General features: G+C 63.3%; 14 protein-coding genes. 4 read left to right on the plus strand and 10 right to left on the minus strand.

Annotated features, from left to right (window positions below):
• Window positions 1-172 precede the first annotated feature (172 nt).
• Together dapA and ACZO3G_RS07620 are read left to right on the plus strand one after the other, a co-directional pair.
• A complete protein-coding gene (gene dapA / locus ACZO3G_RS07615) occupies window positions 173-1,090 on the plus strand; it encodes a 4-hydroxy-tetrahydrodipicolinate synthase (protein WP_121586266.1) in 918 nt (305 codons plus the stop codon).
• Window positions 1,091-1,235: 145 nt separating this feature from the next.
• Window positions 1,236-1,871, plus strand: coding sequence for a DapH/DapD/GlmU-related protein (locus tag ACZO3G_RS07620; RefSeq protein WP_276872179.1), 636 nt, complete (start codon window positions 1,236-1,238; stop codon window positions 1,869-1,871).
• Here ACZO3G_RS07620 and ACZO3G_RS07625 read toward each other — a convergent pair.
• Complete coding sequence (locus ACZO3G_RS07625) at window positions 1,852-2,754, minus strand: M14 family metallopeptidase (protein WP_101553125.1); 903 nt, start codon at window positions 2,752-2,754, stop codon at window positions 1,852-1,854. The genes ACZO3G_RS07620 and ACZO3G_RS07625 overlap by 20 nt on opposite strands.
• Before the next feature lie 134 nt (window positions 2,755-2,888).
• Between ACZO3G_RS07625 and ACZO3G_RS07630 the strand changes: the two genes are divergently transcribed.
• Window positions 2,889-3,434 (plus strand): NUDIX domain-containing protein, encoded by a 546-nt coding sequence (locus ACZO3G_RS07630; protein WP_101553126.1) that lies wholly within the window; start codon window positions 2,889-2,891, stop codon window positions 3,432-3,434.
• 99 nt (window positions 3,435-3,533) lie between these two features.
• Here ACZO3G_RS07630 and ACZO3G_RS07635 read toward each other — a convergent pair whose 3' ends face one another.
• Window positions 3,534-3,719, minus strand: a complete 186-nt coding sequence (locus tag ACZO3G_RS07635; RefSeq protein ID WP_276872181.1) for a hypothetical protein — start codon at window positions 3,717-3,719, stop codon at window positions 3,534-3,536.
• On the opposite strand from ACZO3G_RS07635, the gene ACZO3G_RS07640 reads away from it, so the two are divergent.
• Window positions 3,718-4,587 (plus strand): polysaccharide deacetylase family protein, encoded by an 870-nt coding sequence (locus ACZO3G_RS07640; protein WP_288234454.1) that lies wholly within the window; start codon window positions 3,718-3,720, stop codon window positions 4,585-4,587. The two genes, ACZO3G_RS07635 and ACZO3G_RS07640, sit on opposite strands and share 2 nt — an antisense overlap.
• Before the next feature lie 219 nt (window positions 4,588-4,806).
• Here the strand turns inward: ACZO3G_RS07640 and ACZO3G_RS07645 are convergent, their stop codons facing one another.
• From ACZO3G_RS07645 to ACZO3G_RS07680, 8 genes are all read right to left on the minus strand, one after another.
• Window positions 4,807-6,597, minus strand: a complete 1,791-nt coding sequence (locus ACZO3G_RS07645) for a Na/Pi cotransporter family protein (protein ID WP_242970885.1) — start codon at window positions 6,595-6,597, stop codon at window positions 4,807-4,809.
• Between the two features lie 190 nt (window positions 6,598-6,787).
• Complete coding sequence (gene gyrA, locus ACZO3G_RS07650) at window positions 6,788-9,343, minus strand: DNA gyrase subunit A (RefSeq protein ID WP_276872185.1); 2,556 nt, start codon at window positions 9,341-9,343, stop codon at window positions 6,788-6,790.
• 44 nt (window positions 9,344-9,387) lie between these two features.
• Window positions 9,388-10,125: a hypothetical protein gene (locus ACZO3G_RS07655; protein ID WP_276872187.1), complete on the minus strand. Its 738-nt coding sequence runs from the start codon at window positions 10,123-10,125 to the stop codon at window positions 9,388-9,390.
• Entirely contained in the window at window positions 10,122-10,850 is a 729-nt protein-coding gene (locus ACZO3G_RS07660) for a YcxB family protein (RefSeq protein WP_101553131.1), read from the minus strand. The genes ACZO3G_RS07655 and ACZO3G_RS07660 overlap by 4 nt, the downstream gene beginning before the upstream one ends.
• A gap of 24 nt (window positions 10,851-10,874) precedes the next feature.
• Window positions 10,875-12,821 (minus strand): DNA topoisomerase (ATP-hydrolyzing) subunit B, encoded by a 1,947-nt coding sequence (gyrB, locus tag ACZO3G_RS07665; RefSeq protein WP_418664336.1) that lies wholly within the window; start codon window positions 12,819-12,821, stop codon window positions 10,875-10,877.
• A 93-nt stretch (window positions 12,822-12,914) separates the two neighbouring features.
• Window positions 12,915-13,196 carry an extracellular matrix regulator RemB gene (remB, locus tag ACZO3G_RS07670; protein WP_101553132.1) on the minus strand — a complete coding sequence of 94 codons (282 nt, stop codon included), beginning with the start codon at window positions 13,194-13,196 and terminating at the stop codon, window positions 12,915-12,917.
• Between the two features lie 13 nt (window positions 13,197-13,209).
• Complete coding sequence (recF, locus tag ACZO3G_RS07675) at window positions 13,210-14,322, minus strand: DNA replication/repair protein RecF (RefSeq protein WP_276872193.1); 1,113 nt, start codon at window positions 14,320-14,322, stop codon at window positions 13,210-13,212.
• Window positions 14,323-14,325: 3 nt separating this feature from the next.
• A complete protein-coding gene (locus ACZO3G_RS07680) occupies window positions 14,326-14,529 on the minus strand; it encodes an RNA-binding S4 domain-containing protein (protein WP_101553134.1) in 204 nt (67 codons plus the stop codon).
• Between the last annotated feature and the right edge of the window lie 20 nt (window positions 14,530-14,549).

Consider the following 14,549-nt stretch of genomic DNA (forward strand, 5'->3'; position numbering starts at 1 on the left):
GTCAATCTTTTTTCTCTTCATTTTATATTTTTATGAAATTCAGACAATATATGCGTAAAATTTTGTCTGAATACGCGCATTTAAAAGCGAGCGTGCCTGTTGACATTCCGTGAATTCCGCTTTATAATTTTGTTGTCATCAGACAATCATATTAAAAGAGGGAGGCCCACCCATGAACCTGCGCGAAACATACGGCAAGATCCTGCTGCCCCTCGTGACCCCCTACGGCGAAAACGAGGAGATCGACTACGGGCGCTACGCCGAATTGATCGAATACCTCATCCAAAACGACCTCTGCGACAGCTTCATCGTCACCGGCACCACCGGCGAGGCGAGCCTCTGCACCTTCGACGAGCGCGTCAGGCTCATGGAGACCGCCGTCAAAACGGTCGCGGGCCGCAAGCCGGTCATCGCCGGCACCGGCTGCGCCTCCACCAAGGAGACGGTCGCGCTGACCCGGAGGGCTGAGGCGCTCGGCATCGATACGATGCTCGTCGTCTGCCCCTTCTACAACAAGCCCACCCAGGAGGGGATCTACCGCCACTACCGGGCGGTGGCCGAGTCCACCGGGGCGAAGATCATCCTCTACAACATACCCATCTTCGTCGGCGTCAACCTGGAGGCGGAGACGGTCGGTCGGCTCGCTGCCATCCCCAACATCATCGGCGTCAAGGACGAGGCGGGCGTGAATCCGACCCAGGTCACCGACTACTTCCTCGCGACGCAATCGGCCGATCCCGACTTTCTCATCTATAACGGCGACGACGTGATGCTGCTGCCCACCATCGTGCAGGGCGCGATGGGCATCGTCTCGGGCGGCGCGCACATCTTCGGGCATGAGATCCGCGCGATCTTTGAGGCCTTCGCGAAGGGGGAAAACGAAAAGGCGCGCGAATGCTTCCTTCCGCTCTACCGCTTCTGCAAGGCCTGCGGCCAGAACGGCCGCATCCTGCCCAACTCGATCATGCGTCCGGCCATCGAGCTCGTGACCGGCGTCAGGGTCGGCCCGGCGCGGGGCCCGCTCGCGCCCATTACCGACGCCGAGCTGGCCGTCCTGAAGGACGCCCTGCACAAGGCCGGCAAGCTCTGAAAACGCCTTTCCCCCCAAAACGGCAGACGCCGGCCCGCCAGCAAAAGCTGGCGGGCCGGCGTCTGCTTTTTCGCGCCCGACAAAATCTCTTTTGTTTTGGCGCGAAAAGAGATATAATAGGAGAGACATCACAAGGAGGAAGCCTATGGATTTTGAACACGCGCTTCCCGCGCGGCCGACGGTGCACCCGTCCTCCGCGGTCAAAAACTGCGTCCTCGGCGCCTACACCGAGATCGGGCCCGGATGCGCGCTGGAAGAGACCCGGCTGGGCGACTACTCCTACTGCTTCGCCCAAAACGACATCATCTATTCGGACATCGGGAAGTTCTGCTCGATCGCGACGGGGGTGCGCCTGAACCCCGCGCCCCATCCCTCCTCGCTGCGCCCGGCGCAGCACCACTTCACCTACCGCTGCACGAAATACGGCTTCGGCCCCGACGACGACAGCGTCGTCGCATGGCGGCGGGAGCAACGGGTGGTCATCGGAAACGACGTCTGGCTCGGGCACAACGCGGTCATCATGGGGGGCGTGACGATCGGCGATGGGGCGGTCGTCGGCGCTGGCGCGGTCGTGACCCACGACGTGGAGCCCTACGACGTTGTCGCGGGGGTCCCCGCGCGGCGCCTGCGGCGGCGGTTCGACGGGGAGACGGCCGCCGCGCTCGGGCGCATCCGCTGGTGGGACTGGCCCCACGAGCTGCTGCGCGAGCGGATCGCGGATTTCCGCACAATCGAGGGATTCTGCGAAAAATACGATCCGCTCAGAGCAGGATCGAAATGAGCATCATCTCCAAAAGGCGCGCATAGATCGGTTCGAGCTCCTCGACGGGCAGGGGGTTTTTCCCGCGGCCGATCTCGATCGTGAAGGCGGGCCGGTGCAGGCAGTCGATGAACCAGTCCTTGAAACCGCCGTGGGAAGCGGTCCCCTCGGGGGAAGCGAGCTTGTAGCCGGACGCGGACGCCAGCACCTGTGCCATCAGCTGGGAGCGCACCGGCGTGTGCGGCCCGTAGCGGTAGTAGATCTCCTCCCCCTGGGAGTGAAAGGCGTACGCCTGCCGCAGGTCGAACGCGCAGCAGAAATTCACGAGGGAGCGGGTCTCCGGCTCGCTGTGGGGGGCGGTCCCGCCGTAACGGGTCGGCCCGGGGGAAGTGAACCCCGCCTGCTCCTCGAGCTCCTTGAGCTGGGGGAAGCCCGCGTCGAAATTGTGGTTGAGGTCGATGCCCCGCGCATTGGCCTGCCAGCGGGAGGCGTCCCCGCCGCTCGCCTTTTCGACGAAGGCGCAGAGCTGCCCCGCCGATTCGGCCCCGTGCAGACTGATCTCCACCCCGTCGGGGTTGAGGCAGGGGATGATCGCGATCGAGCGGTTTTCCAGCGTGCGGGCCATATCGATGTCGGCGAGCGGCTCGCCGGTGGTCATCGCGCTGAGGATATCCTCGCAGAAGCGGAAGAGCAGCAGGGTGGTCAGCCATTCCATCCCGTGCACGCCGCCGACAAACAGGGTGCCCCGGTAGACGTCCCCGATGCCCAGCGCGTAGATGCTGCGCCCGAGGACCGATTTCCCGATCGGAAAGGTCTTTAAAAAGGGGAACCGTTCCTTGAGCTCGCACACCGCGCGGCGGATGTTGTCGTAGCTGGGAGGCTCCCTGTAAAATCCGTCAAACATGCCGTCTCACCTCTAAGCCCAGTCTATGTGGCGCAGGGCTCGTATTAGTACGGCGGGCAAGCCGGAAAAAACGCCGCGCGGGCGGCGTGTCTGGAGAATCAAATTGGAACTGAGATACAGGAGGAACATGGGATATGGCCCACTATGAGAAAACGATCGATTCACGGGTGATTTATGAAGGCAGGATCCTGAGCCTGCGGCGGGATATGGTGGAACTGGAAAACGGCTCGACCGCGGCGCGCGAGGTGGTCGACCACTCGGGCGGCGTGGCGGTGCTCGCGCTCGACGAGAACGGCAACATCCTCTTTGTGTCGCAGTTCCGCTACCCGTTTGGGGCCGTGCTGCTCGAGCTGCCCGCCGGCAAGCTGGAGAAGGGGGAGAACCCCGCCGAATGCGGCATGCGGGAGCTCGGGGAGGAATGCGGCTGCGCCGCCGACCTCTTCCAGCCGCTGGCGAAGATGTACCCCACCTGCGCCTACGACACCGAAATCATCCATATCTTTTACGCGACCGGGCTGCGTCCCACCCGGCAGCACCTCGACGAGGACGAGTTTTTGACCGTCCGCCGCATCCCGGTGGAAAAAGCGGTGCAGATGGTGCTCGACGGGGAAATCCCCGACGCGAAAACCCAGCTCGGCATTTTAAAATTTTACGCGCTGCGGCAGGCCGGAAAGCTCTGAACGCGCTCAAAAACTTTTGTTTTGGGAAATCATTCCTTGTCTCCGGGCTGTTATTTTTGGCGCGGATGCATACAATAACTGCGAAATAACCACGTTATTTCACCGGTTTATGCTGGTTTCCCAGTTCAAATGTGAAAGGAAGAATCCAATGAAATCAACCAAAGCGTTCATCGCGACGGCATTGGCGCTCGTTATGCTCGTTTCGTTGACTGCGTGCACCTCGCGGAACGACAATACGTCCTCCTCGAGCGTCGCGCCCTCTTCGGCCCCGGCCGCTTCTTCCATGGCTCCGTCTTCCTCCGAGCCGGATGATCTGCTATCCGACATTGAGGACGGCGTCTCGGATGTCGCGTCCAATATCGAAAGCGCCGTGACCACTACCATGAGCACCGATTTTGACAAAATCGGTGCTCTTGGCAGCGATCAGGTCAAATGGGGCCCCGGCGTGCTCGTCGACGAAGCAAACCGCACCACCGAGCCGCAGGTGCACCAGGAGGAGTACGGCCAGTACGGCGCCTATTTTATCGCCCCGGCGGACTGCGGAAAGTTCTACTTAACCTTTGACGAGGGCTATGAAAACGGCTACACCCCGCAAATCCTCGATGTACTTAAAGAGAAAAACGTCAGCGCGGTCTTCTTCGTCACCCTGCCGTTTGTGAAATCCTCCCCCGACCTCGTCCGGCGGATGATCGACGAGGGGCATGTCGTGGGCAACCACACCAGCCACCACTGGAACCCGACCCAGAAGTCGCTCGACGACGCCTATGCGGACATCAAGGAGCTCCACGACTACATGCTGGAGAACTTCGACTATGAGATGACCCTCTACCGCCCGCCCGAGGGCGCGTTCAGCGAGCAGACGCTCGCCATGGTCCAGCAGACGGGCTACACGACGGTGCTCTGGAGCTTCGCCTACAAGGACTGGGACCCGAATAACCAGCCGGGCGTGGACGCGGCGCGGGAGCGTACGGAAAAGTTTATCCACGAGGGCGCGATCTACCTGCTGCACGCGGTGAGCCACGACAACGCGGAGATCCTCGGCGATTTGATCGACGAGGTACGCGCGCGCGGCCTGGAAATCGCCAAGTGGGATCTGCCCTACGTGCCGCCGGCGGACGTCTCTTCCTCGCAGAGCTCCTCTGACGACGACTGACCAAAGGTTTTTGCCGGCTTTTTTCAAAAAGCCGCGGGGCCGCGGGGCAGAGCCCCGCGCCGCTCGCCGCAGCGAGGCCCCCAAACCCCCAAAATGCGCCTGCAGCAGGGCCTGCGGGCCCGGGCTGGGGGCTCCGCCCTCGAAAAAGGCCGGCGCTTCGATCGAAGCGCCGGCCTTTTTCTCACCCGCCACCTTTGAAAAGGCGGACGAAACGTTTGCTTATTCCGAAACCGCCTTCTTTTTCAGGCGGCCGTAGTACTTCGCCGTAAAGGCCGCGTACTGCGCCTGGTAGCCGCTGTCGTGCTGGTCGCCGTGCAGTCGTTTGTACTCGTGGCGGTCGATCTCCTCCATCCGGCTGTCGTAGGTGAGCACCGACTCGCCCACATTGGAACAGAGGTCCGCGATCCGCTCGATGTTCGAAAGCGCCTCCACATAGGGGAACGCCGCGTCCACCGTGCACTTGCCGCGCCGCAGGCGGTCGATGTGCTTATCCTTGAGGAGCTGCTCCATCTCGTCCACGACCTCTTCGAGCGGCGCGATGCTCGCCGCCGCCCTGCGGTCCACATTCTGGAAGGCGTCGACCGCCAGGTCGAGGATCTCCTTGACCGCCTCACAGATCGTCTGCATCTCCTCGGTGGCCTTCTTGGAAAATTTGGTCTTGGTTTCAAACATCCGGTCCGCGCATTCGCAGATGTTCTCCGCGTGGTCCGCCACCCGCTCAAATTCGCCGCAGGTGTGCAGCAGCTCGGAGATGCTGCGGTTTTCGCTGTCCGAAAGCTCCCGCTCGCCCAGCCGCAGCAGGTAGGTCTCCACGCGGTCCTCGAGCTTGTCCACCACGTCCTCGTTCTCGTTGATCCGTTCAACCACCTTGGGGTCGTACTGGAAGAGCAGCCCGATCGCGCTCAGATAGTTCTGCCGCGCGATGTTCGCCATCTGTACGACCGCCTCGCGGGCGTGCTCCACGGCGAGGCCGGGGGAGACGAGCAGGCGCTCGTCCAGCGTGATCGCCGTGATCTCCTGGTCGCGGTCGCCCGGCTTGTCGCGGACAAGCGTGCGCGCGATCTTCTCCAGCAGGCCGACCAGCGGGATGAAGAGCAGCGTCACCGTCACGTTGAAGATCGTATGGAAGTTCGCGATGCCGCCCTTGTCGATCGGCGCGTCCCAGAAGGAGAAGCCCACAAAGTGCTGGAAGGTGTAGCAGCCGATGACAAAGATGATGGTGCCCAGGACGTTGAAGCTCACATGCACGGCGGCGGTGCGCTTCGCGTTTTTGGAGGCGCCGATCGACGCCAGGATCGGCGTGATGCAGGTGCCGATGTTCTGGCCCATGATGATCGGAAACGCCATCGAATAGGTGATCAGCCCGGTGGAGGTCAGCGCCTGCAAAATACCGATCGACGCGGCCGACGACTGGATCGCGGCGGTGACGAAGGTACCCACCAGAATGCCGATGACCGGGTTGCGGAAGGTCGCGAATAGGCTGGTGAACCAGGGCTCGTTGCTCAGCGGGGCGACCGCCCCCTCCATCGCGAACATCCCCGTGAAGAGCACCCCGAACCCCAGCAGGATGATGCCGATGTTCTTCTGCCGGTCGCGCTTGGCGGACATGAAGAAGAGGATGCCCACGATCATCGCCAGCGGCGCGAGGGATTTGGGCTTCAGGAGCATGAGGAAGAAGTTGTCCGTTTGCAGGTCGCTCAGGCGCAGGATGTGCGCGGTGATCGTGGTACCGATGTTCGCGCCCATGATGACGCCGATGGCGTTGCGCAGCTTGAGGACCTGCGCGTTGACGAGGCCGACGACGATGACCGTCGTCGCGGAGGAGGACTGGATGGCCGCCGTGACCAGCGCGCCGAGCGCGACCCCCTTGATCACCGTGTCGGTCATCTTCTCAAGCGTCCGCTCAAGACGGCCGCCCGACGCGCGCTCCAGGCCGGACGCCAGCATCGACATGCCGTAGAGGAACATTGCCAATCCGCCCAGCAGGCTGATAAACCCGAAAATATCCAAGTTGTTTCACCACTTCATTTTACGTAATTTTTTCTTATTTTTTACCATACGAAACAATTATATCGAAAATACCCGGGCTTGTACAGAGCTTTCGGGCGTTTCGGCCGAATTTTGCGGGAAACCTCCCGATTGCGCGCAAAAAGTCCCCGGAACGCGGGCGGCTGCCCGCGTTCCGGGGACAGTTTTACGCTCAGGAACCGCTCTCCTCCGGCGCCGCCTCTTCGGCGGGACCGTCCTGCTCCCCGTCCGGGCCCTCCTCGTCGGCGGCCTCCTCCTTGGGAGCGCGCGCCAGCGTCACCACGCGGCTGTCCTCCGCCACGCGCATCGCGCGCACGCCGCCGCCGTAACGGGACTGCACGGTGATCTCCTGCACGGGGATGCGGATGATGACGCCGTCGTCGGTGATGAGGATCACGTCGTCGTCGCCGTCCACCATCTTGACCCCCGCGACGGGGCCGTTGCGGTCGACATAGTAGTTACGGATGCCCTTGCCGCCGCGGCTCTGCAGGCGGTACTGGCTGACCTCGGTGCGGCGGCCGAGCCCGCTCTCCGACACGGTGAGCACGGTGGCGTCGCCGTTTTTGCGCACCCGCGCCATGCCGACGACCTCGTCGCCCTCCTCGAGCGTGATCGCGCGCACGCCGCGCGCCGAACGGGAGAGGGGCCGCGCGTCCTGCTCGTCGAAGCGGATGGCCATGCCGCCCCGCGTCGCAACGATCAGCTCGCTGGTGCCGTCGGTCTGGCGGACCCAGGCGAGTTCGTCCCCGTCGTCCAGCCCGATCGCGATGAGTCCCATGCGGCGGACGTTGCGGTAGGCCGACAGCGGGGTGCGCTTGATCACGCCCCTGCGCGTGACCATCACGAGGTAGCGGTCGTCCATGTCGTACTCGTCCGCCCCCACCTTGATGAGCGCCGTCACCTTCTCGTCGGAATCCATCTGCAGGAGGTTGACGATGTTGGTGCCGCGCGAGGTGCGGGAGCCCTCGCCGATCTCATAGCCCTTGAGCCGGAAGCACCGGCCCTTGGAGGTGAAGAACATGATATAGTCGTGGGTGGAGCAGATGAAGAGCTCCTCCACAAAGTCCTCCTCCCGCCTCGTCATGCCCGAAACGCCGCGGCCGCCGCGCCGCTGGGTGCGGTAGGCGTCGACCGGCTGCCGCTTGAGGTAGCCGAAGTGGGTGAGGGTGATGACGCAGTCCTCGACCGGAATGAGGTCCTCGATGTCCACCTCGCCGCTCACCGCCACGATTTCGGTGCGGCGTTCGTCGGCGTATTTCTGGCGGATCTCGCCGAGCTCCTCCTTGACGATCGACATGACGCGGCCGTAGTCGCCGAGGATCGCCTCATATTCCGCCACCCGTTCGAGGATCGCGGCCAGCTCCTCCTCGATCTTGATCCGCTCCATGCCGGAGAGCTGGCCCATGCGCATCGCCACGATGGCGGACGCCTGGATATCGGTGATGGCGAACCGTTCGATCAGGTTCTGCTTCGCGTCGGGCACGTCCTTCGAGTGCCGGATGATCGAGATGACCTCGTCGGTGTTGTCGCAGACGAGCTTGAGGCCCTCGAGGATATGTTCGCGCTCCTTCGCCTTGCGCAGGTCGTACTTCGTGCGGCGGATGACGACCTCGCCCTGAAAGTCGATGTAGTGGGTGAGGATCTCCTTGACCGGCATGACCTTGGGCACGCCGCCCGACAGCGCCAGCATGATGACGCCGACGGTGTCCTGGAGCTGGGTGTAGGAGTAGAGGCGGTTGAGCACCACCTGGGCGTTGGCGTCCCGTTTCAGCTCGATGACGATGCGCATGCCGTCCCGGTCGCTCTCGTCGCGCAGGTCGGAGATCTGCTCGACCCGCTTTTCCTTGACAAGGTCGGCGATCGACTCGATCAGCCGCGCCTTGTTGACCATGTAGGGGATCTCGGTGACGACGATCCGCTCGCGGCCGTTGGGCATCTCCTCGACCTCGCAGCGGGAACGCAGGGTGATCTTGCCGCGCCCGGTGGCGTAGGCCGCGCGGATGCCCGCCCGCCCCATGATGATGCCGCCGGTCGGGAAGTCCGGCCCCTTGATGTGCTGCATGATCTCCTCGAGGGAGGCGTCGGGGTTGTCGATCAGCATGCAGGCGGCGTCGATCACCTCGCCGAGGTTGTGGGGCGGGATGTTCGTCGCCATGCCCACCGCGATGCCCGTCGACCCGTTGCAGAGCAGGTTGGGGAAGCGGGAGGGCAGCACGACCGGCTCCTTGAGGCGGTCGTCGTAGTTGGGCATGAAATCGACGGTGTCCTTCTCGATGTCGGTTAGCAGGGAGAGGGACATCCTGCTCATGCGGCTCTCGGTGTACCGGTAGGCGGCCGGCGGGTCGCCGTCGACCGAGCCGAAGTTGCCGTGGCCGTCGACGAGCGGGTAGCGCATCGAAAAGTCCTGCGCCAGGCGCACCATCGCGTCGTAGACCGACGCGTCGCCGTGCGGATGGTACCGGCCGAGCACGCTGCCGACCGTGTCGGCGCATTTGCGGTAGGCCTTGTCGGGGGTGAGGCCGTTTTCGTGCAGGGTGTAGAGGATGCGCCGGTGCACCGGCTTTAAGCCGTCGCGCACGTCGGGCAGCGCGCGGCTGACGATGACCGACATCGAATAGTCGAGGAAGGATTTCTTCATCTCGCTTTCGATGTCGATGTTATGCATACGCTGTTCGATCAGTTCGGAATCGAACACGTCGTCCTTGGAATCATGGGTTTCCTTCTTCATCTGTATCATCTCCTATTCGGGCCGCCTGGATTTCCGCCGGAAACTCATTTCCTCTTTCCGAAGAGGGGCCGCCGCGTGTCCTCGGCCACCTTCTCGAACCGGTCGCCGAGCCCCTGGCGCAGCACGCCGCAAAAGCGCTCGGCGGTGGCCTCGTCGAGCTGGTTTTTGGGCACGGCGACGACCTTGTTCTTGTCGTAGCAGATCGCGTAGACGCCCTTGTAGTCGTAGACGCTGCACGAGCCGGAGAAGGCGATGTAGTATTTGCCGCCCCCCTCGCGCACGTCGATGCCGTCGCGGGTGGCCGCGAGCTCGAAGCGGGGGGAGTGTTCCTTCAGCCGCGCCGCGTATTTGCGGTTGTTGTTCGCGGGGAACTTGAGGATCAAAAAGAGCAGCGCGAGCGCGGCGATCACCATCACCCAGCTGACGAGGGTCTGCGTGCCGTTGTTTTTGAAGAGGTCCCCCCAGAACATCCAGATCACGACGAACACGCCGAGCAGCTGGAAGTTGCGGTGCGCGTCGACCCGGTTCTTCCGGTCGGAGATCTCGACCCCGTCGAGCACGTCCGCCTCGCGCGTCTCATAGGAGAACTCCACCCGGCCGTAGTCGACCTCGGCGTGGCGGCTCTCGTATTCGTCGTCGTCGAATTCGTCGTCAAGCTCGTCCGCCCCGGGCCCGCCGGCGTCCTCCGCCGTGGCGGCGGGCTCCTCCGGGTCCGCCTGGAGGACGGCCTGCTCCTCCGTCTCCTGCTCCCCGGTCACGACCGGGTTCTTTTCATCGCTCATACCTGATACCTCGGCTTTTCATAGTTTTCGCACATCTCCGCGAGGAACTTCTCCACCGCGTCGATCTGCGGCTCGATCTGGGATTTCGGGACGAGCAGGCAGCGGCGGGGCTCCAGCATGATCAAAAACAGCCCCTCCGACTCCTTGACCGAATCGATCGTGTGCCAGTAGGTCTCGACCGTCTTGTTCTGGATGTGCTCGACGCATTTGTTGGGGTAGAAGTCGATCAGCATTTTTTCCCGCAGGTAGGCGTTCTTCTGGTACTCCCTGTTGACCGCCTTGAAGAGCGCCCGCTCGTAGAAGAACCTGTAGTAAAAGAGGCTGCGGAAGCCGAGCAGGAAGATGATGGCCAGTAGCACCCACGAAAGGGGCGTGGCCTTGGAATATCCCAGCACGACCGAGAGGACCAGCAGCAGGCCGACGACGATCTCGACGGCGCCCATAATGGTCATCTTCTTTTTGCTCTTCTTCACGTTCGCGGCGTTCATGATACGGTAGAAATCCAGGTAGTCCTCCAGCGGGAGGGCGAAGTTGAGCGTAAACAGCTTCTTGACCTTCGGCACGCTTTCCGCGGCGTCCACATCCCCCTCGTCCGCCTCCGCCCGGAATTCCCGCGCGAGCTCTTCCCCGGTGTCGCTGACGACCGCCTCTTCCTCTATGGCCTCCGCAGCTTCCTCCACCGTCCCGGCGGCCTCCAGCGTCTCAAAATTGTCCTGTTCCTGCATGGTGCGTCTCCTCTCTGCCAGACGTTAAATATCCAGGTTCTGCACGTATTTCGCGTTCTGTTCGATAAAGTCCCTGCGCGGGCCGACCTTGTCGCCCATCAGGATGGTGAAAATCTCGTCCGCCTTGACCGCGTCCTCCATCTGGACCCGGATCATCGTGCGGTTTTCGGGATTCATCGTCGTCTCCCACAGCTGCTCGGGGTCCATCTCGCCGAGGCCCTTGTAGCGCTGGACGTCGCATTTGCCGTTGCCGTCGGGGCAGAGCTCCCGGATATAGTCGTCCCGCTCCTTGTCCGAGAAGGCGTAGCGCACCTGCTTGCCGCGGCTGATCTTGAAGAGCGGGGGCTGCGCGATGCAGACGTGCCCCTCCTCGATCAGCGGGCGCATGTAGCGGAAGAAGAAGGTGAGCAGCAGCGTTCGGATGTGGGAGCCGTCGACGTCCGCATCGGCCATGATGATGATCTTGCCGTAGCGGAGCTTTTCGAGGTCGAACTCCTCGCCGATGCCGGTGCCCAGCGCGGTGACGATCGGCATGAGCTTGTCGTTGCCGTAGACCTTGTCGAGCCGGGCCTTCTCCACGTTGAGCATCTTGCCCCACAGGGGCAGGATCGCCTGGAATTTGCGGTCGCGGCCCATCTTGGCCGAGCCGCCCGCCGAGTCTCCCTCGACGATGTAGATCTCGGTGCCGTCGCGCCCCCGCTGGGAGCAGTCGGCCAGCTTGCCGGGCAGCGACGCGGTCTCGAGCACCGATTTGCGGCGGGCGACCTCGCGCGCCCTGCGCGCGGCCTCGCGCGCCCGGGAGGCGCCCAGCGATTTTTCGATGATCGTGCGGGCGACCGTCGGATTTTCCTCGAAATAGGTGGTCAGCTTGTCGTAGACGAGGGTGTCCACCAGGGTGCGCGCCGCCGTGTTTCCGAGCTTTGCCTTGGTCTGGCCCTCGAACTGCGCGTCGGTCAACTTGACCGAGATGATCGCGGTCAGCCCCTCGCGCACGTCCTCGCCCTTGAGGTTTTCGTCGTTGTCCTTAAGGATGTTGTAGCGGCGGGCGTAGTCGTTGATCACGCGGGTGAGCGCCGCCTTGAACCCGACCTCGTGCGCGCCGCCGTCCGTCGTGTGGATGTTGTTCGCAAAGGAGAGCAGCAGCTCGGTGTAGCTGTCGTTGTACTGCAGCGCCACCTCGGCGGTGTTGTCCCCCTCCCGCGCCGCGAGGTAGATGACCTCGTCGTGCAGGGACTCGACGCCCTTCTGCTGGTGGATGTGCTCGACGAAGCTGCGGATGCCTCCCTCGTAGTGGAGGTGCTCCTCCACCGTCTCGGTCCCCCGCTGGTCGCGCAGGACGATGTAGACCCCCGCGTTGAGGAACGCCTGCTCGCGCAGCCGGCGCAGCAGGGTGTCGTAGTCGTAAAGAACCTCCTCAAAGATCTCCGGGTCGGCCCGGAAGGCGACCTGGGTGCCCTTCTGGTCGGTGTCGCCGGTGATTGCGAGCGGCGCGCACTCCTTGCCACGCTCGAACCGCTGGTAGTAGCGGTGCTCGCCGTCGCACACCTCGACCTCGAGCCACTCGGACAGGGCGTTGACGACCGAGGCGCCCACGCCGTGCAGGCCGCCCGACACCTTGTAGCCGCTGCCGCCGAACTTGCCGCCCGCGTGCAGGATGGTGAAGACGACGGTGACGGCGGGAAGGCCGGTCTGGCTCTGGGTGCCGACGGGGATGCCGCGGCCGTTGTCCGAGACCTTGATGATCTCGCCGGGAAGCAGGTCCACCTCGATCATCGAGCAATAGCCCGCGAGCGCCTCGTCGATCGAGTTGTCGACAATCTCATAGACCAAATGGTGCAGGCCGCGCGGCCCCGTCGACCCGATATACATGCCGGGCCGCTTGCGTACCGCCTCCAGCCCCTCGAGCACCTGGATCTGCGAGGAGTCGTAATTTGCTTCCTCGGTCGGGATTCCCGCCGGGTTGTTGTCCACTGTATCCAACTGTAACCGCTCCTTTCGGCCCCGTGCGGGCCTTTGTGTCCGCCCGTCCGGGCGATAATATCCGGTAAAGCCGTTTCCGGCCTGTTATCCGTGTTCAATGTTCGCCAGCCCGTCCACGAAGCCCGCCCGCTTTTTGAGGGTCGCGGAGGAGATCTGCGTGATGTAGACCTTCGGGTCGCGGCGGCCCCTGCCGCAGATGACAAAGGACTTCGGAAGCTCGTAGGAGACGTTCACGACGAGCCCGCCCTTTTCCGACCTGGCGAGAAATTCCTTGGTGATCTTTGAGATCGAGGTGTTCTCCAGATCGAAGATGCCGATGATCTCGTCGGTGCGCACCACCGTGTCCTGTCCGAGATGCAGGTACATATTCCCCGCCCCTTTACTCGTATTTCCTGGTCGTGAGGACGCGCCCGCCCTCCAGTTTGACGCTGACGCCGCTCGTCAGGTGCTTGAAGTCCGCCCGGTCGCAGCAGGTCATGATGAGCTGCCGCCCGCTGAGATGGTTGAGCAGGTAGTCGCGGCGCGCCGCGTCCAGCTCGCTCATCACGTCGTCGAGCAGGACGACGGGATATTCGCCGATCGTCTCCCGGATGATTTCGCACTCGGCCATCTTGAGGGCGAGCACGCAGGAGCGCTGCTGCCCCTGCGACCCGAACACCCGCGCGCTGTTGCCATCGAGGGTGACCGCGATGTCGTCCCGGTGGGGGCCGAGCCCGGTCACCCGGCTGCGGATGTCCTCCCCCCGGTGGGCGCGCAGGTCCTCAAGCACCTGCTCCTCGATCTCGGGGATGGAGCGCGCCGTGTCGCACCGGAGCGACGACTGGTATTCCAGCCCGAGCGCCTCCTTTTCCCCGGAAATACCCGCGTAGGTCTCCCGCGCGAAGGGGGAGAGGCGGTCGATGAAGGAGGCGCGCGTCTTGATCAGCACCGCCGCGAAGGAGGCCAGCCGCGCGTCCCAGACGTCCAGCGTGTCGAAGAGGCTCGTCTCATAGGAAATGTCCTTGAGCAGGCGGTTGCGCTGGTCTAGCACGCGGGTGTACTGGTTCAGGATGTGGATATACTTGGGCTTGATCTGGCAGATTGACGTGTCGATGAACTTGCGCTTTTCGAGCGGTCCGTTTTTGATGAGGGAGAGGTGGGTGGGCGAAAAGACCACCGCGCAGAAATGCCCCGCCAGCTCGGCGGCGGATTTGAGCGGGATCTCGTTGAGCGCCGCGCCGCGCCGCCCCTCGATGGTCACACGGGCATGCTGGTCGCGGCCGGCGGCGAAAAATTCCATCTCCAGCCCGGCCTGCGGCGCGCCGAAGCGGACGAGCTGCCCGTCCTTCGCGCCCCGGAAGCTCTTGGCCCCCGTGAAAAGCCACACGGCCTCGACAAAATTGGTCTTGCCCTGCCCGTTGTCCCCGTAGACGACGTTGGCGCCGTCCGAAAGCTCCAGCTCGAGCGAGGCGATATTGCGGAAATCGCTGATCCGGATGCGGTTGATCTTCACCTGTTACACAACCTCGATTTCGGAATCTCCGGCGGTTACGACGTCGCCGGGGAAGATCTTTTTGCCCCGCATGGTGCATATTTCCCCGTTGACCGTCACCTTCCCGGCGGCGACGAGCTCCTTGGCCTGCCCGCCGGTTTCGGCCGCGCCGGCAAATTTAAGCAGCGCATCCAGCTTGATAAAGGGGGGCCTGATCGTGATCTTCATTCGCGTTTCACCCTTCCCCC

The organism is Anaerotruncus sp. (assembly GCF_057433415.1).